The organism is Blastocatellia bacterium (genome assembly GCA_035275065.1).
Classification (GTDB): domain Bacteria; phylum Acidobacteriota; class Blastocatellia; order UBA7656; family UBA7656; genus DATENM01.
This window is the reverse complement of sequence record DATENM010000145.1, coordinates 130,988-152,933: the sequence shown is the minus strand read 5'-3', so window position 1 is coordinate 152,933 and position 21,946 is coordinate 130,988. Positions and strand designations below refer to the sequence as shown.

Genomic DNA, 21,946 nt, shown 5'->3' with positions numbered 1-21,946 from the left:
CGGCGTTGAGGAATGCGGCAATAACGTTGATGAGGGTGGAAGGAGTGACAAACATCGCGGCGGCGTGTCGGAGGTATGCAGCACAGCCAGGACTTGCGATGGCAGCCATCGGGCTTGATCTTCGAGAATGAATAGACCCTGGGGCCAAGTCAACGACGCTTTCAAAAGCGCAAAACGGCTGATATGATCAGTGATTCATTCAGTTGCTGGAAAACTGACTGTAAAGGCGCGCATCGAAATCCTAAGCTCCGTAGGAGCGAGATGTTTATAGATAAAGCTGATGCCTATAAACATTTCGTGCCTACGGCACTTTTGCGAGACGCGCTGCTAGATTTGATTCATGGAGTCGATTGCAGCATGACGATTCAGCAACAGGTGCGCGACGAGTTGCGCGCCGCCATCAAAGCGTTGTTCGATATGGACCTCGCCGAGTTCACCAGCGAGATACCACCGCGCACAGAGCTGGGCGATCTGGCCTTCCCCGTCGCTTTCGAGCTGGCTAAACGGCTCAAAGCGGCAACCGGGCAGAAACAGAACCCGCGCGAAGTCGCGTCGCGACTGGCCGAAAAACTGCGCGCCGTCGAAGGCGTCGCCCGCACCGAAGTCGCGGGTGCCGGCTATATCAACGTCTACTTTGACCGCGCCAGTTATTTATTGAACGTCGCGCAAGGCAGCGCCGCGCCCGCGCCGCAGCTCGGCGGCAAGATCATCGTCGAGCACACGGCGGTCAATCCCAACAAGGCGGCGCACATCGGCCATCTGCGCAATGCCGTGCTCGGCGACACCACTGTGCGATTGCTGCGTGCCGCCGGCGAGACCGTCGAAGTGCAGAACTACATCGATAACACAGGTGTGCAGGTCGCCGATGTCGTCGTCGGCTTCCGCCACATCGAGCAGAAATCGCTCGAAGAGATCAAAGCCATCGAGGGCAAGTTCGATTTCTATTGTTGGAACCTGTACGCCCGCGTCGGCCAGTTCTACGAAGAAGACAAATCGCGCCTTGCGCTGCGCGCCGAAACCTTGCACGCCATCGAATCGGGCGAAGGCGAAGTCTACGAGATGGCCGATTACGTCGCGACGCGGATCGTGCATCATCACCTCGACACCTTCCTGCGCGTCGGCATCAAGTATGACGTGTTGCCGCGCGAGTCAGACGTGCTGCACCTGCATCTCTGGAACCGCGCCTTCGAGTTGCTGAAAACGCGCGGCGCAATCGAGCAGGTCGGCGAAGGCAAGCTCGCCGGGTGCTGGGTCATGCGCGCCGCCGACGACGGCCATCCTGCTGACGAAGAAGAGTCCGAGCACGAGGCCGACAAGGTGATCGTGCGCTCGAACGGCACGGTGACTTACACGGGCAAAGACATCGCCTTTCATTTATGGAAGCTGGGACAGCTCGACCTCGATTTTTATTACAAGCCGTTTCGCACATATCCCGATGGCCACACGGTCTGGGTGACGACCTCGAACGAGCGCGATGATTATCCGATGCATCCGAAGTTCGGCAACGGCGCGGCCTACTTCAATGTCATAGACATCGGCCAGTCTTACCCGCAGCATTACGTCAAGCTCGGCGTCATGGCCGTTGACCACGACGAGCGCGTCGAGCGCAGCGCTCACCTGGCTTACGAAAAAGTGACGCTATCGCCAGCCGCCGCCGAACAACTGGGCCAGCAGTTGTCCGAAGAAGACCGCAAGCGCGGCGCTGTCTCGATGTCCGGTCGCAAGGGGCTTGGCGTCAAGGCCGACGATTTGATCGATCAGTTGCAGGCGAGCGCCTTCGCAGAGGTCGAGAGCCGCCACCCTGAGCTGGATGAGTCAGAACAGCAGGCCACCGCGCATAAGATCGCCGTCGGCGCGCTGCGCTACTTCCTGCTGAAGTACCTGCGCAACTCGATCATCGCCTTCGACTTCAAAGAGGCGCTATCGTTCGACGGCGAGACCGGCCCTTATATTCAGTATTCGGTCGTGCGCGCCAATTCGATCTTCCGCAAGCTCACAGACGCCGGGATTACGCCGGGGGCGGCGGCCCTGCGCGAAGTGGCGCGCGAGCGCCTCAACGAGTTGCTCGGCAATGAAGCGGGCGATGATCTCTGGTCGCTCTGTTATCTGGCATCGCGCCTGGACGAAGTCATCGGCGGCGCGGTTGGCACGCTGGAGCCGGCCATTGTCGCGAAGTGGACGTTCCAACTGGCGCAGCGCTTCAACCTGTTTTATCACCATTACCACATTCTCTCCGAGACGGACGCCGACCGCCGCGCCTTGCTGGTCGCCATCACGGCCATCGTGCGCGAAAGGCTGATCGCCGCGCTCGACGTGCTCGGCATCGAAGCGCCGGAGCGCATGTAATGATGTAGCGCAATCTGTTAGATTGCGCGAGCCACGGCGCAAGCTAACAGATTGCGCTACATGAGAGGACATGCCGCATGCTCATCGTCATGACTCCTGAGGCGACCGAGGCGCAGGTCGAAGACGTCCTGCAAGTCATTCGTAGCCTGGGCTACAAACCACACCCGATGCCCGGTGAGACGCGCACGGCGATTGGCATCACCGGCAATCCCGGCGCGATTGATCCCGCTCATTTCGAGAACCTGCCCGGCGTCGCTGAGGCCATCCGCGTGTCGAAGCCTTATAAGCTGGTCAGCCGCGACCTCAAGCACGATGACACGGTTGTACAGATCGGCGACGCAGACATCGGCGGCCCGCAGCCGGCCATCATCGCCGGCCCCTGCGCCGTCGAATCGCATCAACAGACGATGGAGATTGCCGAGATCGTCGCCGCCAGCGGCGCGCAGTTCTTTCGCGCCGGCGCTTTCAAGCCGCGCACCTCGCCTTACTCGTTTCAAGGGCTGGGCGTCGAAGGATTGAAGATACTGGCCGACGTGCGTGACCGCTTCGGGCTGAAGATCGTCACCGAAGTCCTGGACACAGAGACCGCCGATGTCGTCGAAGAGTATACAGACGTGCTGCAAATCGGCGCGCGCAACATGCAGAACTTCTCCCTGCTCAGGCGCATCGGCCAGGCGCGCAAGCCTGTGATGCTCAAACGCGGGCTGGCGGCGACGCTTGAAGAGTTCTTGCTGGCCGCTGAATACATCATGGCCGAGGGCAACTATAACGTCATCCTCTGCGAGCGCGGCGTTCGCACCTTCGCCGACCACACACGCAACACGCTCGACCTGTCCGTGGTGCCGGCGGTGCAGCACCGCTCGCACTTGCCGATCATTGTTGACCCGTCGCACGGCACAGGCAAACGCCATAAGGTGATCCCGATGGCGCGCGCCGCCATCGCCGCCGGCGCCGACGGCATCATGGTCGAAGTCCACAACCACCCCGAGCTGGCGCTCTCGGATGGCCCGCAGGCGCTGCTGCCCGATATGTTCAACCGGCTCGTCACCGAAGTGCGCGCCATTCACCGCGTCATCCTCGAAACCGAAACCCCTCAAGCATGAGAAGGCAAAGGGCAAAGAGCAAAAGGCAAAAGGCAAACGTTGCCGCGCCCGCCGCTTTGCCGCTGCCGGAAAGCCCTCCGCCCGACGACGCGCCACCGTCGGGCGATGTCCCTGGTGATGCCGCGGCGTCTGATTCTCTAATCCCACAGCAATCAGCAACGAGATTTGACCGGGCGACGAAGTTGATTGCCGAGCGCGGCACAGTGTTAGTGGCCATCATTGCCGCCGTCCTCTCTATCGCCTGCTTTGCCTACTTCTTCGCCAACGGCATGACGAATCACTATGGCGATGGCCTCGCTCACGTCAACATCGCCCGCAAGGTCGTTGATTCGCCCGACAGCTCGCTGTGGCAGAGATACTTGCAAATCGGCACGCCGTGGCTTCCATTACATACCGTGCTGATGCTGCCGCTGGTGGCTAACGACAGCCTGTGGCGCAGCGGCGCGGCCGGCAGCCTGGTTTCGATGGCGGCTTTCGTGATTGCGGCGACGATGATCTTTCAAATCGCGCGCCGGCTGTATCGCCAGGAAGATGCGCGGCTGGCGGTATGGATGCCGGTCGCGTCAGTGGCGATCTTCGCGCTGAATCCGAGCGCGCTGTTTATGCAAACGACGCCGATGACCGAGACCGTTTTTATGGCGTCAATGACGACGGCGGTCTTCTGCTTACAGCGATGGGTCGCTGAGCCGACGACGAAGCGGCTCGTGGCGGCTGGTCTGGCGATGACCCTGGCAACGCTAGCGCGCTACGAAGCCTGGCCGGTGGCGATGCTGTCGGTTTTGATCGTCGCTCTCGCGAGTGTCGGCACATGGAAGATCAAGTCGAGGAATGCCGCCGTGTTTGCCGCGCTGGTGGCCGCCGGGCCGCTTTACTGGTTGTGGCATAACTGGGCGATCTTCGGCAACCCGCTCGAATTCCTGAGCGGCGCGCATTCGGCGCGCGGCATCTTTCTTCACGAAGAAGCCCGGCTCGGCTGGGCCAAAGTCTTCATCGGCCACCCGCTGATCTCGATGCTGTGGATGGCCATCACCACGGCGGTCTGCGCCGGCCCGCTCGTGCTTCTGCTCGGCGGCGTTGGTTTTGTAACCTTCGTCGCTTTGAAGCGGCGAGCCCTGGTCGGGCACCTGCCGGCGGCATTGCTCGCAGTGCCTTTCTTCTTTCATGGGTTCAGCGTCGCGCGCGGCGAGATTCAGATTTTTCCTTTCAGCGCCTTCGGGTTGCTCAACGTGCGTTATGGCCTGCCGCACCTGCTGGCGCTTGCGGCGTTCGCCCCGGCAGTCGCGTGGCTGTTCAAACCGCGAATCCGGCAAGCCGCGCTCGTCGTGCTGGGCGGGCTGGTCGTGTTGCAGTATGGCTACTTGATCTCTGAAGGGCCGTCGCAACTGGCGGTCTATCAGGAAGGCTATCGCAATGGCGTCAACTCGGCGCGCGCCCGCGAGTGGGCGCGGGTTGCCGCATGGCTCGAAGCCAATCCGCCGCGGCAGGCCGTCTGGATGAACACCGGCGCTTTAGGGCCGGTCGTGCCGCGCGGCGGACTGCGTTTCGCGCAGATCATTCACGAAGGCTCGCTCCGCTGGCACGCCATCAACGAAGCGATTCCCGCCGATGTTTCGATGGTGATTTACCAGGCGGGCGACCCGGTCGCCGAGCAGCTTCAGAATAATCCAGCTCTGGCTCGGGATTTCGCTGATCACTTTCAGCAGCAGTTTGCCTATGGCGACGTGAAAGTCTTTGCTCGGAAATAAGCGGGGCGGGTGAGCCCGAGCCGGTCAGGGGCGCTCGGCGGCGGGTAAGGCGTTCAGGTTTTCTGGAGCGCGGTGCAGCATGGTGCGCACGCGGTTGCGGCCCGCGTCTTTTGCGAGGTACATGGCGCGGTCAGACATTTCTATCAGTTCTTCCTTGGTCGCCGCGGGTGTCGGGTAGGTGGCAAGGCCGATGCTCGCCGTCACCGCGCCGACCTTGGGCACCGGCTGTAAGGCGATGGCTTCGCGGACGCGCTCGGCGACCTGGAATGCCGCCTCGCGCTCGCATTGCGGCAGGATGATGACGAACTCTTCGCCGCCATAACGCGCGCAGATATCGATCTCGCGCACCGTCGCTTTCAAGATGGCGGCAATGTGGCAGAGCGCGGCATCGCCGGCGCGGTGGCCGTGGGTGTCGTTGATGCGTTTCAGGTGGTCGAGGTCGAGAAGGATCAGCGACAGGCTTTCATTGTTGCGGTCGGCCATCTGAATCTCGCGGTCGAGCCGCTCGTGAAAATAACGATGATTATAAAGCCCGGTTAGCGAGTCGGTCATCGCCTGGGTCTGCACGTGACGGAACAGACGCGCGTGACTGATGGCAATCGCCAACTGGTCCGACACGGTGCGGACCATCAAGCGCTCTTCGTCTTCCCAATCACGATTCGGTGTGTCGTCTTCGACGACCAGCACGCCAATAATGCTGTTGCGATAGGTCAGGGGAATTTCCAGCGAGCCGGGCACGTCAACCGCGGCGCTCAGGCCACCGGTGGCGAAGGCCGTTGCCGGCACAACGGTGTGGGTCAGCCCGTTGCCATTCCCCGGGGCCTGCATTTCCGTCGCTCGCAGGAGCGGCGGTGCAAGGTATGAAATCACCGAATCGGGCGCCGGTGCCTTCAAGGCATGGAGTTCCCTGTCCGGCGCTTCATGCAATTTATCCTCGGCGCGCTCGTAAACGCTGATGCCTTCCGGCAAGCTCGTGCCCTCGCGCCATAGCACCAGCGCGGCGCGGCGGGCGTTGAGCGCCCGGCCCACCTCTTCAACCGCTGTTTGTAAGATGACTTCAAGTTCGAGCGTGTTCGAGATGGCCGAGCTGATGCGGCTCGTGGCCATGTCGAGCTCGCTCTGCCGCTGCATCAGCCGCGCCAGTTTCGTCGTGAAGGTCAGGGCCACACGCAGCGACGCGCGCCGTGTCGTCGTGGCGTTCAGCAGCATCTCCAGGCCGCTGCGTGCCTTGGGCCGCTGCGGGCCGATGCGCGCCAGCAGGTACTCGACCGCCGTGTAAACCACGTTCGGGTCGAAGGTCCAGACGACGGCATAGGTCTGCGCCTGGGTGGCCGACGAGCGCGGTATCTCGGCGCATGAGAGCAGCCCGCAAAAGCGCGGGTCAATCACCAGTATGAATGGGCCGTTCTCCAGATCGTGGTGTTCGCGCTCTTCGAACAGGGTAAGGGATTCGCGCGCCGGCGCTTCCCAGGTGCGGGTCGCGCAATGTGAATCGCAGGTGAAGAGATAGAGGTGACGCGCGTCACCAGCCAGCTTCTGCAAGCGCTCGCGGTCGCGCTCCGGGTCGCCGTCCGGGCAGCGGCCTTCGAGCACCAGTACCGAGGACTTGTTTTCGGTTACCAGGTCTTCGAAATAGCTGACCAAACGCTTGACCGTCTGCCGATTGCAGCGAACCGGGACTAGTTCGGCGCTGTGCTGGTCGGTGAGTACGTTAAAAAGCGAATACATCAGTAGTGCGCAGAGGGATAACCGACTTCAGTTCATGCGGGGACAGGACTGACAGGGCCATTGTACAATGCCGCCTTTCCGTGTCAATTGTTTTGTTGAGCGTTTTGAGGCTTTTCGTGCCCTGATCGGCAGAGCGCAAGCTTGATTTCCGATTGAGCCAGGTTGCCGCGTAACCTCATGACGGTATGTAATTTTTTCAGTGACAGTAGGAAACTAATACAAGTCGATTTGCGGCGCATCTCGCCTAATCGCTCGAAACCGGCCCACAGCGCCGATTTCAGTCACCTGCCCCGTCCGAGGCTATCTGGCACGCGAGTCGCAGACTAGTTCGCGGCTCAGACACGCACGCGAGCCGGTTTAAAATCATTCGAAATTTGAACAGGCCATCGAGGAGGGAACGAATGAAGCTGAAATTATTCACGGTCACGCTGATTCTGGTCATCGGCGTCTTCCTGGAGAGTGGTTGCGCGACCAAGAAATATGTCCGCAACCGGGTTGCCGAGCGCGCCACGCCGCTTGAGAATCGCACCAGCGAGCTGGAAGAGACTTCGCGCCGCAATACTCAGGGAATCGGCGAGTTACGAACGGGCGTCGAAGACGCGCGTGGCCGCGCCGACCGCGCGCAGTCGACCGCTGACAACGCCGCATCGTCCGCTGAACAGGCCAACTCGCGCGTCACCGGCGTCGAGCGCAACGTCGAAGAACTGCGCGCCAACCTCGACAAATATAGCCTGAGCAATACGGCGAACGTTTTCTTCCGGCCCGGCAGCGCCCGGCTGACGCCTGAAGCCACGGCGCAGCTCGATCAGCTCGCTTCGCAAATTACCGACCGCAATGGCTTCGTCCTCGAAATCACCGGTTTTGGCGACACGACGCGCGCGACCCGCTACAACGAATCATTGGCGCAAATGCGCGCCGAAGCGGTACAGCGCTACCTTGCCGACAAGCACAACATCTCGCTGATGCGCATGTTCGCCATCGGCTTCGGCGCGGCGCGTCCGCTGACGCAGAACGTCTCAACGGGTGAGGCCGGCGCGCAGCCGACCTCTGGCCGCGCGCTTAATCGCCGCGTCGAGATTCGTCTGCTGACCAATAATGCGGTGCCGGGCGCGCCGATGCGCACGACGACCACGGGAGCCACAGGCCGCCCATCGCCACAGAATCCTTGATTTCTCTCATCGCGTAGCAAGCCCCCGCTTGCGACCCGCAGGCAGGCAATGCGTCGCGTGCATTGCCTGCCTGCGGTAAGGGTCATTTGAGGCCCCGCACGGGTAAGGCCCCCGCTCAAATTGCCGGTTTCCGCCTGCCGACCCGCTGAATCTACGCCCGCCGACATCCACCCTTCCTCAATTCGCTTAACCTTCCAGAACTTCGCGGCTATAATGCTGAGGCAACCGGATTTAGGGTCATGGCATCACAGGCAGTGAAGTCATGGCTATGGCAACCAACATATTGATAATGACCATGACCGCCGAAAGAACCGAGGTGCCGAGCGACCTGGAGCTGATCCGGGCGGCGGCAGCCGGTGACGCGGCGGCCTTCGAGCAGCTTTACCGGCAGCATTACCGGCGCGTCTATTCGCTCTGCCTGCGCATGCTCGGCAGCCAGACGCAGGCCGAAGACCTGACACAGGAAGTCTTCCTGCAAGTCTTTCGCAAGCTCGGCAGCTTCCGCGGCGATTCGCAGTTTACGACCTGGCTGCACCGGCTGACGGTCAACCAGGTCTTGATGCATTTCCGCAAGCGCGGCGTCAAGCTCGAACACACGAGCGAAGAAGGCGATTTCACCAACGTCGTTGACACGCCGTTGCAAAGCACGCGGCGCATCTCGATGGTTGACCGCCTGGCGCTGGAAAAGGCCATCTCCGAGCTGCCGCCGGGCTACCGCACGGTCTTCGCGCTGCACGACATTGAAGGCTACGAGCATGAAGAGATTGCCGATATGCTCGGCGTCAGCATCGGCACCTCGAAATCGCAGCTTCATAAGGCGCGCATGCGATTGCGCGAGCTGCTGATGAAGAAGTGAGGCGGGAGGGTTGCCCTGTTGAGATATTCATAAAAGATCGGGTGATTCAAATGGTTTGCGAGCAGTTTCAAGAACTCTTATCAGATTACATAGACGGCTTGCTGGAATTGGGCGAGCAGACGAAGGTTGAAAGCCATCTGGCGGATTGCGAGCCTTGCCGCGCTGTGCGCGATGACCTGTTGCAGATCGTCCATTTCAGCCATCAGCTCCCCGAGCAAGCGCCCTCTACGGCATTGTGGTCGCGCATTCAAAGCGAGCTGGCCCAGGAGCAGCCTGCGAGCCGCCTGAGCCTCTGGTGGGGACGATTGCGGGCGCAGCATTTCAACTTATCACTGCCACAACTGGCGGCCAGCGCCGCCGCCTTGACGATCATATTTTCCATCGGCATCATCGCTTTTCGCCATGAATCAACAGCCACGCTGATGAGCGCCGGGCCGGCGGTTCCCGGCCCCGTTGATCGCCTTTCAAGCTCTGAATTCGACGCGCTCGAACAGCAGATCAACCGTTTGTCTGAAAGTATCGAGCAGAAGAAGAGCGCCTGGACGCCTGAGCTGCGCGACGCCTATGAGCGCAACCTGATTTACGTCAACCAGTCGCTCGCCGAGTGCCGCCACCAGATTCACGACAACCCGGCGGATGACACAGCGCAAGAGCTGATGTTGAACGCTTACCGTGAAAAAGTGCGATTGCTTGAGGGATTTCAAAGTTTCTAACCGCGCCGCCGGGCGGGCGCTGAATCCGCGCGGCGGCTAACCTCACCCGTCGAGCCGTGCCCCGGAACGATGATGAGTTTGTTGATTAAGCTCTGGAATCATCGCCTGCCGCGCCTTACCGTTTTGGCGCTGCTCTCCTGCCTGACCCTTTTCGCCTTAACGGCCCACGCCGAGCCGGCGACGCGGTTCGAGCGCACCTACACGCCGCGCGGCACCGCGCGCCTGAGCGTGTCGAACATCAACGGCACCATTCGGGTTACGGCCTGGGACAAGCACACGATTCTGGTGCGCGCCAACGCCGCGCCGGTCGTCGAAATCACCGACCGCGAGATGGGCGACAGCATCATCATCGCCGTCAAACGCAGCTTCCGCATCGGTCGCGCCGATTTCGAGATCAGCGTCCCGGCAGATACCCTGCTCACCCTGAAGAATTTGATGGGCGACGTCGAAGTGAACGGCGTCAACGGCCCGGTCAGCATCGATTCGATTGACAGCAACGTGCGGCTGGTCGGGGTGAACAGTCCATCCGTAGATATCAAGGTGACGAGCGGCGACATCGTCTTTGATGGTGACCTGCGCGAAGGCGGCAACTACACCATGCAATCCCTGAAGGGCGACCTCGAAGTCACTGTGCCCGAATCCACCCCATTTAATCTGAACGCCCGCGCCTTGAGCGAAAATATCAACCTCGGCAGCTTCATCTCGAACCTCGCCAGCGCCTCGCGCGGCCCCAAAGGCGTTAGCGGCTCCTACCTGCGCGGTGGCCCGCGGCTGTCGTTGACGACTTACGCCGGGCGCATCCTGCTGCACAAGAAATGACCCGCCGGCTCGCGTCGCCGCGTTTACTTCTTGCCTGATTGCGCGTAAGCCGATAACAACCTCTGCCGCCAGAAAAGTCTGAAGAAATTCTTGCGCCCGCAGACTTTAAGGGTCGAGCGTCGGAACCCCGCGCCATTTAGGGTCGTACGGTTGGGTGGCTCAAACGCCGTCGTAGCAATTTAACTCACAGGTAGGGTAAAATTCATTGAGTGCAACCAGGAGAGCTTCGTATTTCGAGCAAGGGGCAGGAACAGACGAATTGAAACGAGCGATTAAATCCAGCGCCAGCGCGCAAGGCCAACGCGCCTTGAAACCCCATAAGCCCCGCGCTTCGAAGACGGTCAGCGGCGCAATCGAGCCGCCTCCTTTCGGCGAGGCGCTGCCAGACAAGCCGCCGCATCCAACACTCGACCACCTGCTTCCCTTCCTCGAAGAGCGCATCACGCTCAGGATGCCGAGCGACATCAAGCTTCTCGATGGCGTGCTTGAATATTTGAACGAGCGGTTGCTGCGCCTGGGCTTTGTGCAGCCGGAGGATTCCGAGCTGATCATCGCCCTCGACGAAGCTATCGTCAACGCCATCAAGCACGGCAATAAATTCGATGCCAACAAGGCCGTGTCGATTACTGCCGAGCTAAACGCCGAAGGCACGCGCTTCATCATCGCCGACGAAGGGCCGGGGTTTGACCTGTGCAAAGTGCCCGACCCGACCGACCCCTGCCGTCTGTTAGAGCCGAGCGGGCGCGGCCTCTATCTGATCAGCCATATCATGGACGAAGTCCGCTTTAACGACGCCGGCAACCAGTTGACGATGTTCAAGCGCATACGGCAATGCCCGCGCGCCGATGTCCCTGAAAGTGAAAAGTGAGTTGGGGCTTTTAGATTCGGTCTGGAAGCGTCAGCGGGCCAGTGTCACCTGTCGGGCGCAAGATCGCATGTAACGACGCGGCGCGGATACTGTCGGGCAGGTTATCGCTCATCACGCGGCGGGCACATTGCTCGTCATAGCCGTGAACGATCAGCGCGGCGCGCAGCCGGCGCTGGGCGGTGAGCGGCCAGGTGGTCAGGGCTTCGATCAGCATCACTTCAAAAGCAACGCGAGATTCGGGCGATAAACGCTCCAGAGTCGGCCAATCCCATTCGCCGGCTTCGCGCATTCGCTGTAACTCAGCCACCGCCTTCTCCATTTCGCTCCGGCCCGAAACCGCCCGGGCCATAGCATTCTGATCGTTCATAAATAGGATTCCGACTCCGAACAAAATCCCCTCGGGCTACGGGATTACCCTTATTATCCAGCAACGTCCGTTCCCCTGTCCACATTTTGTGTTGCTTACCCCGAAATCACATAGACAGATGGAGTAGCGAAGTCTAACAAGTTTGCAAACGCATCGCAGACCAAAAAGGTGCTGAATTTCCTGTTACTGAACGCGCCAGCTACGGAAGGCTTTCACCCACCGCTCATGAGATGGGGTAACGGAGGGTTGAACGGATAAATCTAGGGGCAGGGCAAGCCCGCGCCACAGACCGGCACACGTTAAGCTTGAAACTTTTTGCAGCCGGGCATCACTTACTGGCGGCCTAAATCCTTATCCGCTCAGAAAGGGAAACGAACGATGAAACCCTATGCCTCAGTGATGCTTGCTCTCTGCCTGTCCTGCGCCTGGCTGATGCCGCAATCCGGCGTTGCGCAAGAATCGGGCAAGCCGTCGAGCTTGACCAAAGAACAATGGCGGCAGGACCTGCAATACCTGGCCAGGGAATTGCCCAAACGGCACAAGAATGCATTTCACACCGTGACGCGCGAGCAATTCGAGAGCGACATCACCGCGCTCGATGCGGCAATTCCCTCGCTCCAGGACCATCAGATCATCGTGAGGATGCTCCAGATCACCGCCCGTGTCGGCGACGGGCACACCTATGTCCACCTGCCGGCCTCTTTCAAGCGCTATCCGCTTCAACTCTACTGGTTCGGCAATGAGCTGCGCGTCACGCATGCCGCCGCCGAATATGAAACAGCCCTCGGCGCTCGCGTCGTCAGGATCGGCGAGATGAGTGTAGGCGACGTGCAGGCGCGAATTCTCGGGCTCCTCTCGCAAGCCGAAAACGAGTGGTTTATCAAGAACAACAGCCCGAGATTGATTGTGCGCCCCGAAGTGCTTCAGGCGCTTGGCATCGTACCAACGGTCGAACGTGCGTCATTCACCTTTGAAGACGAGCAAGGCAAGCAGTTCGCTCTGGAACTTAAACCGGTCTCGGCCATACCAGACGCCAGCGGCGTCACCCGGCTGTCGTTTCGCCCTGCGGTCAAAGAAGAGCCGCTCTATCGCCAGCGCCCGGCCGAGCCGTTCTGGGTCACCTACCTACCAGATGGCCAAACCGTCTACGTCAATTTCAGAAGCTATAACGGGCTTGGCGAAAATGCCAAAAAGCTCTTTGACCTCATCGACCATCAGCCGACGAAAAAGCTGGTCATCGATATGCGGCAGAACAGCGGCGGCGACTTTACAAAGGTGCGACGCGACCTGATCCCCGGCATCAAGCAGCGCGCCGAAATCAATAAGCCGGGACACCTGTTCGTCATCATCGGCCGTGCAACCTTTTCCGCCGCGATGAGCAACGCGGCAGACTTCAAGAAAGAGACCCACGCGATTCTCGTCGGCGAGCCGACAGGAGAGAAGCCAAACAGCTATCAGGAAAACGACGAGCTGAAGCTGCCGAATTCCGGCATTGTCGTGTCGTATTCAACCCGGTATTACAAGTTTCTTGACGAAGACGCGCCCGCGGTCATGCCGGATAAACGGCTTGACCCGGAGTGGCCGGCTTACCGCGCGGGCCGCGACCCGGTGATGGAATGGATTCTGGCATACCCCGCCGATTGAAGTGCCGGTTGTCGGCGCAAACAAAAAGGCGGCCTCAAATCGAGGCCGCCGTGAACCCGCTCACGAACGAATCAGGAAGCAAATCTATGGGCGCGCTTTGTACTTCTCGTAAAGCTCTGTGTGCCGGGTCGTCAGCGGCACCTGCCGACCATTGATGAAGAGGTGCTTGACCTGCGTGACGATCTCCAGCGGGTCGCCGTCGGTGACGATCAGGTTGGCGATCTTGCCTGTCTCGATAGAGCCGATGCGGTCGGCGACGCCGAAGATTTCCGCGGGATAGATCGTCACCGCTTTCAGCGCCTCTTCCTTCGGCAAACCGAACGCGGCGGCCATGCCTGCGTTGTAAGGCAGGTCACGCGCCGAGGCCGAATCTGCCGTCTGAAAGGCGATCTTAACGCCGGCCCTGGCCAGCAGCCCTGCATTGGCGAATGCCGCATCATAGGCGTCGTCCTCGCGGTTCGGCATGCGCAGCACAGGGCCGACGATGACCGGGATGTTCTTGGCTTTGAGCTGGTCGGCGACACGGTAGGCTTCGATGCCGCCGGCAATGATCACCTTGAGCTTCATGTCGTCGGCAAAAGCGATGGCGCCTTTGATGTCGCGCTCGGTGTTGGCGTTGATTACCACCGGAAGCTGACCGCGCACGACCGGGATCAAAGCTTCGAGCTTGAGGTCAACGTCCTGTTTCGGCAGGCTGGCATCGCGGGCGCGGGCGTCTTTAGCATCGGCATAGGCGTGGGCGTCGCGTAGAATCTTCTTCAAGCTCTCGACCTGCTTATCCTGCTCTTTCCGCGCTTCGTTGGTCGCCCCGCGCGACCCTTCAAAACCGAACTCGGAGCCTTGCCCGAAACCGCCCGGCCAGTTGACGTGCATGGCAACGGGCGACTTTAAAATCATGTCGCGCGGCACCCAGCCGTCGAGGTTGATGAGCGCGCTCTGCCCGGCGATCAGCCCGCCGCGCGGTGTCGTCAGCGATGTCGTGATGCCGTTCACACGCGTCACCGCGATGTGCGAGCTGTCCGGGTGAAGGGCGACATCCACATGAATGTTGGCGTTGTTGTCGCCGATCTCTGCGACATCAACCGAGCCGGCCACCGAGCCGATTTCCATCAGGCCGATCTCGCCGCCCGCATCGATCATGCCGGGATAGACCGACAACCCGGTCGCGTCAATCACACGGGCGTTGGGCGGCGACTGCACGTCAGCGCCGACAGCGGCGATCTTGCCATTCGTAATCACTACCGTGCCGCGCTCGATGATCGGCCCGGTGACGGTGACGATGCGGGCGTTGCGAATGACGGTGGTGTCGCCGCCGGTCTGCGCCGCCGATTGCGACCCGAAGGCCAGCGCGCAGACGATGAGAAGGGTGACAAATAGAATTCCGTTTCGTTTCATCCTCGGTCTCCAAATTGTGGCGCAAGGCGGTTAGCTTGCGCGAGTCCGTGCGCAAGCTAACCGCCTTGCGCCACATCAAGTCATTCTAATTCTCCGGGTCGTTATCCGGCTCAGTAATGGTCGGCTGCATGGCGTCGGGCTTCTCGTCGTTGCGCTGCTGGCGCGGCCCGCGCTGCCGTTGCAGGCGTTCAGCCTTGATCAACTCTTCCTTCTCGCGCTTCATCGCCTCGCGCTGCTGCATATCTTTCTGGCGGTCGAAGTAAATCTCGCCCTCGATGAAGGTCGTCTCCGGCATGGTGTAGACCGAAAACGGATGCTGGCTGAAGATCACCAGGTCAGCATCCTTGCCCACATCAATCGAGCCTGTGCGCTTGTCTATGCCGAGCTGGATCGCCGGGTTGAGCGTCACCATGCGCAGCGCCGCTTCTTCACTCATGCCGCCGTACTTCATGCCCTTGGCGGCTTCGAGGTAGAGCCGCCGGGCGCGCTCGTCCGAATCAGAGTTGACCGAAACGTTGACGCCGCGCGCGCTCATCAGCGCCGCGTTGTAAGGGATGGCATCATACGCTTCCATCTTGTAGCCCCAGAAGTCTGCGAAGGTCGAGCCATGCGTCTTGTGCGCGGCGATTTCGTTGGCCACCTTGTAGCCTTCCAAAACGTGCTGCAAGGTCTGCACGTGGAAGCCCAGCTCGTCGCCGAGGTTCAAGAGCATAACGATCTCGTCATTGCGGTAGCAGTGCGAGTGGATGAAGCGTTTGCCTTCCAAAATCTCGACCAGTGCGTCGAGCGCCAGGTCGCGGCGCGGCGCGATGGCGTTCTTGTCCTTGCTCTTGCGGGCCTCGTACTCCTGCCACTCGCGGCGATAATCCTTGGCGCGCACGAAGGCGTCGCGGATCGTCTCTTCGACGCCCATGCGGGTCGCCGGATAGCGGCGCGGTATGCCCGGCGTGATGCCCTGGTTATTCGAGCGCTTGGGATTTTCGCCGAGCGCGAACTTGATCCCCGGCGGCGCGTCTTTAATAAACCAGGCGTCGGCCGGCTTGCCGAGCTTGAGCTTGATGACCGCATTCTGGCCGCCGATGGCATTGGCCGAGCCGTGCAGGACATTGACCGTCGTCACGCCGCCCGCCAACTGGCGGTAGATGTTCGGGTGGTTCGGGTCAATGATGTCTTGAATCCGCACCATCGCCGTGACCGACAGCGTGCCTTCGTTGATGTTGCCTTCGCCGGCGGTGTGCGAATGGCAATCGATGATGCCGGGGGTGACGAACTTACCTGTGGCATCAATCACTCTGGCGTTCGCGTCGCTGGCTTTGACGTTCTCGCCGACGGCGGCGATCTTACCGTCGCGGATCAGGATCGAGCCATTCTTGATGGTGCCGTGCGACGCCGTCAGGATCGTTGCGTTGCGGATCAAGGTCTCGCGCGGAGCCCCCTGAGCCGCCGCGGAACTGGCTCCCAGAGCCGCATTCGCCTTGCGCCCGCCGGTCTGCGCGAATGCGCTCAGGCTCATGGCCAGCGTCAATGTCATTGCCATCATCGCGTTGAATCGTTTCATATTGTCCTCCTCAATTACCTCGGCCTCGTGCCGCTGAAGTCGAAGGTGCCAATCGAAGGAATCGTCACCGTGCCGCGCATACTGTTGCCTTCGATGGTCCCCACGAAGAGCGCATTGACCGTGTCGCTTTGTATCTGGATGCTGGCGCTGAAGCGCAGCTCGTTGCCGGTCAGCTTGGCGTCGCGAATTTCGTAAGTCCCCTGTGGCGCGTTGAGCGTGCCGAGAAGCTGGCCGCCGTCGCGGCGCAGGCTCAAGCGCACTTGCGTATCGCCCTGCGGCGTGGCCACCTGGAGCGACCACTCGCCTGCGGGATCAACCGCCGCCACGCCGCCCGCTACACCGCCGGGCGCGCCACCCGGTGCGCCGCCGGGTCGTCCGCCGCCCGGTCGCCCCGCCGGCGCTTCGGGCTTCTTCAACTCAATTTCTTTACCGTCAATGAAGACATAGCGCAGCTTGGCGTCTCTGGCCAGCAGGTCGCCGCTGGTAACGACCAGATTGGCGATCTTGCCGACCTCGACGCTGCCGAGCTGTTCGCTGGTGCCAAGTATCTCCGCCGCGTTGATCGTCAGCGCGCGCAAGGCTTCGTCTTTCGATAAGCCGCTCTCGATGGCGCGCTGCACGTTGGCGATAAAGTCGGCGGGCCGCTGAGTGCCGGAAGCGAAAGCGAACTTGATGCCCGCCGCGGCCAGCCGCGCCGCGCCCTTCGGCGTTTCGGCGCGGTTGCGCAGGATGCGCAGCGATTCGTCTTCGTCTTCGGGCAGGTCAACCGGGCGGCGCGGGTAATCAACGGAGAGGATCACCGGCACGTTCGCCGCCTTGAGCATATCAATGACGCGATAGCCATAGAGCGCGCCGGCAATGATCGGCTTCAGGTTGAACTCCCTGGCGACCATCAGCGAGCGGCGAATGTCGCCTTCCGAGTTGGCGACGAACATGACGGGCAGCTCGCCGCGCAGCGCCGTCTGCAAAGCGGCGAGCTTCTTGTCATACGATGGGCGCTCGACGCCGCGCTTGACGCGGTTATAGCGATCCATCTCGTCGCGGTAATGCATGGCGTCATAAAACGTCTGCCGCACAAAGGCGACCGTGCCCATCAACGAGTTCGGATACTGCGAGAAGAATCCGCCGGCGGGCGTGAACTGCACGGTCAGCGCGACCGGCGCGCGCACGACCATCTGCGAGGCTTCGTCGGCGGCCAGGCTGATGACCGCGCTTTGGCCGGGAAAGATGCCCTGGCGCGGGCTGCTGAGCGCGGCAGTAAAACCGGCGTTGCGCGCGTCTTCGATGCCCGGCGCATCGGGCTTGACCTGATCCGCGGCGGTAAGCGAAGGGTCGCCGTGCGCCGCATCCGGGTTCGGTTGCGCGCCGGCAGCCAGCGCGGCGACGGCGGCCTGCTGCCGCCCCTGCCCCTGGCCGCGGCCAGCGGCCTGCTGCGGCTGCTGGGTCTGCAATCCGAGGCTCGACATCGCGTCAATCAATCCCGGGTAGACCGTCAGCCCCGCGCCTTCGATGACGCGAGCGTCGCCGGGTATCTTGGCGTTCTCGCCGACTTCGGTAATCAGGCCATTGCGAAAGACGACCGTGCCTTTGGCAATCGTCTTGCCGGTGCCGGTAATGATCTGCGCGTCTTTGATCGCATAAGCGTCGGGCGCAAAACCGCGCGCCGTGTGTGGCCGAGCGGCGCTGAACAACATGCTGGCGGCCAGGGCCAGCGCCACAAGCAGCGTCGCGGGCCTCGACGAGACGCGTGGCCGATTTAGCGAGCGATGCGACGGCTGAGAATTAACCATCCTCATATGCCTCCAGAATACAGGTAGAGATTCAAAAGAAAGCCGGTTGAAATGACCGCTGCGACGGCTAACACTCGCGCGGAGCGTCCACTGTTTTGCGCATAATCTATAGCAAAGCGGCGGGCTCCGCAAGTTGCGCCGGCGGTCGAGATCATCAATAATAGAGGCTCTCGAAAAAAGGAGGTGTGCGATGGCGGGCGAGTTCGATAAAGATTTCGGCTACCTGATGCCATTTCTCGACAAGGTCGCGGCTGCGGCGGCATCGCTTGCAGACCCGGCGGCGCGGACCGAGCTGACACGGTTGATCGCCGAAGAGAAAGCGCGATGGGCGCGCATCCGCGAGTTGCTCGGCGGCGCAAGCGGTCGGGCGACGACCGCGCCAGCCGCGACAACCGCGCCGACCACGACGATTGCGCCGACTACGCCGGCCAACCCGATCAATCCGCCTGCCGTCGCGTCAGCAGCCCGCGAGCCATTCAGCTTTACCGTCGGCAGTCTCAGGCCGAAACGAACTTAATCGCCGCAATTCGGTCGAGCGAATCAGTGGCCCATCTGAAGGCATGTTTTCAACACGCGGCTAGCGCGTCTCTCCCCGACATTGAGCCAGCAAGGAGCCAACAGGTCATGCTAAAGCAATCAAGAGCTTTCAAAACCAGCTTTGCGCTTTCAGTGATATTGCTTGCTCTCTCACAAGCGGCTTCGGTTGCAAATCTGCGAGCCGCGCAACAGACGAATCATTCTGGCCAGACGGCGATGCTCGACAATAAGAGCATCGAAGCCATCATCGGCAGGCCGGGCGAGATGAAAGACAATGTTTATAAGATCGGCCTGCCGCGCACCGATTTGAAGGTTCGCGCCGGCGGCGTAGACATCAAGCCGGGGCTGGCGCTCGGCTCGTGGATGGCCTTCAAGCGCATGGGCGATCATACGACGGTGATGGGCGACCTCGTGCTGCTCGAAAGCGAGCTGAACCCGGTGCTGGCAAAGCTCGAAGAGAACGGCATCGAGGTCTCGGCGATTCATAACCACGTCATCGATGAACAGCCGCGCGTGATGTACATGCACTTCATGGGTCACGGCGACGAGGCGAAGCTGGCGCAGGCGCTCAAGGACGCGCTGTCGCTGAGCGGCACGCCGATGGGGCCGGCCCCGGCGGCTGCCCCGGCGGCTGCAACGCATGACTGGAAAAGCGTTCAGGAAGCCATTGGCGTGCAGGGGCGCGAGCGCGGCGGCGTCTTGCAGATCGGCGTGCCGCGCAAAGAACGCATCACCATGGCCGATGGCATGGAAGTTCCCGCTTTCATGGGCACCGCCACCGCCATTAACTTTCAGCCGACCGACAGGGGCGCGGCGATCACCGGCGATTTCGTGATGACCGCAAGCGAAGTCAACGCGGTGATTCGCGAGTTGAAGAGAGGCGGCATTCAGATCACGGCGCTGCATTCGCACATGCTCGACGAAACGCCGCGCCTCTTCTTCATGCACTTCTGGGCAAACGACGACGCGGTCAAACTGGCCCGCGCTCTGCGCGCCGCGCTCGCCAAGACCAACAGCGCCCTTTAAGCGCGCCGCCCGGCACAAGCTGTATGGCGTCTTTGCAGAAACCGCGCGGCGAACCCCGCAAGCGAACCAGCGCCGGATGGCTGTTGCTTCTGGCGCTGGCCTTGACAATGGCCGGACAGGTACAGGCGTTCGCATCGCCGCGCGGTGATGACGCGAAGCAAGCCATCGTTCATCCCCTTCAGCATCGCATCACGGTTGATGGCGTGCTGAACGAAGCGGACTGGGCCACGGCAACGCCCATCGGCGCCCTGATTCAGCGCGAGCCGCATCAGGGCGAGCCGGCGACCGAAGCCACCGCCGTCCGCCTGCTCTTTGATAGTAATTATCTTTACATCGGCGTCACCTGCCTGGATTCGCAGCCGCGACAGGTCATCGCCACGCAGATGGCGCGCGACGCCGACATTTCGGCGGACGATTCCGTAGAGATTCTGATCGACACCTTCCGCGACCGGCGCAACGCCTATTACTTTGCCACCAACCCGCTCGGCGCGCTGGTTGACGGGCTGGTCATCGAAAACGGCCAGCTCAACCGCGAATGGGACGCCATCTGGGAAGTCCGCGTGCGTCGCTCAGACGAAGGTTGGACGGCAGAGTTCGCGATTCCCTTCAAGAGCCTCGGCTTCCACGCCGGCGTGGCCGAGTGGGGCTTCAACATCCAGCGCACCATCAAGCGCAAGCTCGAACAGGATCGCTGGTCGGCGGCGCGCTTCGACGTGAAATTCTTTCAAGTCTCGGAGGCCGGCTCGATCAGTGGCTTTCAAGAGATCGATCAAGGCCGCGGCCTCGACGTTCGCCCTTACGTGTCAAGCAAAGCACGGCGCGGCGGTGACGGCGGCGATAGTTTTAGCGCCAAAGCGGGCGCCGATATCTTTTACAACCTGACGCCGAGCTTGAAATGGACGACCACGATCAACACCGATTTTGCCGAAACCGAAGTGGACAGCCGGCAGATCAACCTGACGCGATTTCCGCTGTTTTTTCCTGAAAAACGCGCCTTCTTCCTGGAAAACGCCGGCGTCTTCAATTTCTCCAACACCACCCAGAGCAACGACGTGCTGCCCTTCTTCAGCCGGCGCATCGGTCTGCTCGAAGGCCGCGAAGTGCCTATCCTCGCCGGCACCAAGCTGACCGGCAGGGCCGGCCCGTACAGCATCGGCGCACTCGCCGTCCGCACCAGAGAGATTGACGACATAGACGCCAGAACCTTTTTCGTCGGGCGCATCAAGCGCGACCTGCTCAAACAGTCCTACGTCGGCGCGATCTACACGGAAGGCGATCCGGCGTCGGGCGCAGGGTCGCGCACCTTCGGCACAGACATTCGCCTGTTCACCTCCAAGCTCCTCGGGCGCGAGCAGAATTTTGGTATTGACGCTTACATTTTGAAGACCGCTAACCAGGGCGTTCACGGTCAGGACATGGCCTATGGCTTCACGGCCAGCTATCCGAATGACCTGTTTGCGGCAAGCATAGACTTTAAGCACCTGCCGGCGAACTTTGGCCCGGCGCTCGGCTTCGTGCCGCGCACTAACGTCGAAAAGCTGGCGATCAGTGCCGAGTTCGATCCGCGCCCAAAAGACTTCTTCAACGTGCGGCAGATGTTTCATGAGTTCTTCTTCACGCAGTTTCGGCGGCTGGACAAAGGTCGCGTCGAGAGCTGGCGGCTCTTCACCGCGCCGATCAATTATGAGCTGAACAGCGGCGAGCATATCGAGTTCAACTACGCGCCGCAGTTCGAGCGTCTGTTCGAGCCGTTCGAGATCGCCAACCACGTCGTCTTGCCACCGGGCGATTACCGCTTCACGCGCTGGCGCGTCGAAGTCAACACCGCCAGCAAGCGCGCCTGGAAAGTTGACCTGACCTGGTATTTCGGCTCGTACTGGTCGGGCCACGCCGATCAATTGACGACGGCGTTCCAATACAAGCTCGCGCCGCGCTTTCAAGTGAGCGTCGCGGCAGAGCAGACCTTCGCGCGCTTGCGGCAAGGCAACTTCGTGGCGCGCGTTTATGTGGCGCGGGCCGATTATTCGGTGTCGCCATACTTGTCTTTCTTCAACCTCGTGCAGTTCGACAACGAGTCGCGCAATCTCGGCTGGCAGAGCCGCGTCCGCTGGATCATCAAGCCGGGCAATGAAGTCTTTCTGGTTTTCAATCAGGGCTGGACGCAGGACGAGCGTGGCGGCTTCGACTTCAAAACCGCCGAGACCCGGCTCGCCGGCAAGATGCAATACACGTTTCGCTTCTAGCCAGACAGCCGGGGCGGGGCGCGATGTGGCGCAATCTGT

Annotated in this window: 17 protein-coding genes; 12 read left to right on the top strand and 5 right to left on the bottom strand. The window is 61.2% G+C overall.

Going from position 1 to position 21,946, the window contains the following annotated elements:
* The first annotated feature begins 261 nt into the window (after nucleotides 1–261).
* The 3 genes from argS (at nucleotide 262) to VJ464_27235 (ending at nucleotide 5,194) form a co-directional block, all read left to right on the top strand.
* Nucleotides 262–2,346, top strand: a complete 2,085-nt coding sequence (gene argS, locus VJ464_27245; protein HKQ08848.1) for an arginine--tRNA ligase — start codon at nucleotides 262–264, stop codon at nucleotides 2,344–2,346.
* A 77-nt stretch (nucleotides 2,347–2,423) separates the two neighbouring features.
* Nucleotides 2,424–3,449 carry a 3-deoxy-7-phosphoheptulonate synthase gene (gene aroF, locus VJ464_27240; protein HKQ08847.1) on the top strand — a complete coding sequence of 342 codons (1,026 nt, stop codon included), beginning with the start codon at nucleotides 2,424–2,426 and terminating at the stop codon, nucleotides 3,447–3,449.
* Nucleotides 3,446–5,194, top strand: coding sequence for a glycosyltransferase family 39 protein (locus tag VJ464_27235; protein ID HKQ08846.1), 1,749 nt, complete (start codon nucleotides 3,446–3,448; stop codon nucleotides 5,192–5,194). The genes aroF and VJ464_27235 overlap by 4 nt, the downstream gene beginning before the upstream one ends.
* 24 nt (nucleotides 5,195–5,218) lie before the next feature.
* On the opposite strand, the gene VJ464_27230 is transcribed toward VJ464_27235, so the two are convergent.
* A complete protein-coding gene (locus tag VJ464_27230) occupies nucleotides 5,219–6,922 on the bottom strand; it encodes a sensor domain-containing diguanylate cyclase (GenBank protein ID HKQ08845.1) in 1,704 nt (567 codons plus the stop codon).
* 401 nt (nucleotides 6,923–7,323) lie between these two features.
* Between VJ464_27230 and VJ464_27225 the strand changes: the two genes are divergently transcribed.
* The 5 genes from VJ464_27225 to VJ464_27205 all read left to right on the top strand — a co-directional run bounded on the left by VJ464_27225 (nucleotide 7,324) and on the right by VJ464_27205 (nucleotide 11,347).
* Complete coding sequence (locus VJ464_27225) at nucleotides 7,324–8,091, top strand: OmpA family protein (protein ID HKQ08844.1); 768 nt, start codon at nucleotides 7,324–7,326, stop codon at nucleotides 8,089–8,091.
* A 268-nt stretch (nucleotides 8,092–8,359) separates the two neighbouring features.
* On the top strand, nucleotides 8,360–8,947 hold the full coding sequence (locus VJ464_27220; protein ID HKQ08843.1) for an RNA polymerase sigma factor: 588 nt from the start codon (nucleotides 8,360–8,362) through the stop codon (nucleotides 8,945–8,947).
* A gap of 50 nt (nucleotides 8,948–8,997) precedes the next feature.
* Nucleotides 8,998–9,660, top strand: a complete 663-nt coding sequence (locus VJ464_27215) for an anti-sigma factor (GenBank protein HKQ08842.1) — start codon at nucleotides 8,998–9,000, stop codon at nucleotides 9,658–9,660.
* Between the two features lie 81 nt (nucleotides 9,661–9,741).
* Complete coding sequence (locus VJ464_27210; GenBank protein ID HKQ08841.1) at nucleotides 9,742–10,479, top strand: DUF4097 family beta strand repeat-containing protein; 738 nt, start codon at nucleotides 9,742–9,744, stop codon at nucleotides 10,477–10,479.
* Nucleotides 10,480–10,738: 259 nt separating this feature from the next.
* Entirely contained in the window at nucleotides 10,739–11,347 is a 609-nt protein-coding gene (locus VJ464_27205; protein ID HKQ08840.1) for an ATP-binding protein, read from the top strand.
* Nucleotides 11,348–11,357: 10 nt separating this feature from the next.
* On the opposite strand, the gene VJ464_27200 is transcribed toward VJ464_27205, so the two are convergent.
* Nucleotides 11,358–11,714, bottom strand: a complete 357-nt coding sequence (locus VJ464_27200) for a hypothetical protein (protein HKQ08839.1) — start codon at nucleotides 11,712–11,714, stop codon at nucleotides 11,358–11,360.
* A gap of 378 nt (nucleotides 11,715–12,092) precedes the next feature.
* Here VJ464_27200 and VJ464_27195 point away from each other — a divergent pair, with 378 nt between their 5' ends.
* Nucleotides 12,093–13,358, top strand: coding sequence for a S41 family peptidase (locus VJ464_27195; GenBank protein HKQ08838.1), 1,266 nt, complete (start codon nucleotides 12,093–12,095; stop codon nucleotides 13,356–13,358).
* Nucleotides 13,359–13,442: 84 nt separating this feature from the next.
* Here the strand turns inward: VJ464_27195 and VJ464_27190 are convergent, their stop codons facing one another.
* The 3 genes from VJ464_27190 to VJ464_27180 form a co-directional block, all read right to left on the bottom strand.
* Complete coding sequence (locus VJ464_27190) at nucleotides 13,443–14,753, bottom strand: amidohydrolase family protein (GenBank protein HKQ08837.1); 1,311 nt, start codon at nucleotides 14,751–14,753, stop codon at nucleotides 13,443–13,445.
* Between the two features lie 85 nt (nucleotides 14,754–14,838).
* Entirely contained in the window at nucleotides 14,839–16,311 is a 1,473-nt protein-coding gene (locus VJ464_27185; protein HKQ08836.1) for an amidohydrolase, read from the bottom strand.
* Nucleotides 16,312–16,325: 14 nt separating this feature from the next.
* Nucleotides 16,326–18,101, bottom strand: a complete 1,776-nt coding sequence (locus VJ464_27180) for an amidohydrolase family protein (GenBank protein ID HKQ08835.1) — start codon at nucleotides 18,099–18,101, stop codon at nucleotides 16,326–16,328.
* 190 nt (nucleotides 18,102–18,291) lie between these two features.
* Between VJ464_27180 and VJ464_27175 the strand changes: the two genes are divergently transcribed.
* From VJ464_27175 to VJ464_27165, 3 genes are all read left to right on the top strand, one after another.
* A complete protein-coding gene (locus tag VJ464_27175) occupies nucleotides 18,292–18,618 on the top strand; it encodes a hypothetical protein (protein HKQ08834.1) in 327 nt (108 codons plus the stop codon).
* Between the two features lie 107 nt (nucleotides 18,619–18,725).
* Complete coding sequence (locus tag VJ464_27170; GenBank protein ID HKQ08833.1) at nucleotides 18,726–19,664, top strand: DUF1259 domain-containing protein; 939 nt, start codon at nucleotides 18,726–18,728, stop codon at nucleotides 19,662–19,664.
* A gap of 23 nt (nucleotides 19,665–19,687) precedes the next feature.
* On the top strand, nucleotides 19,688–21,907 hold the full coding sequence (locus VJ464_27165) for a DUF5916 domain-containing protein (GenBank protein HKQ08832.1): 2,220 nt from the start codon (nucleotides 19,688–19,690) through the stop codon (nucleotides 21,905–21,907).
* The last annotated feature ends 39 nt before the right edge of the window (nucleotides 21,908–21,946 follow it).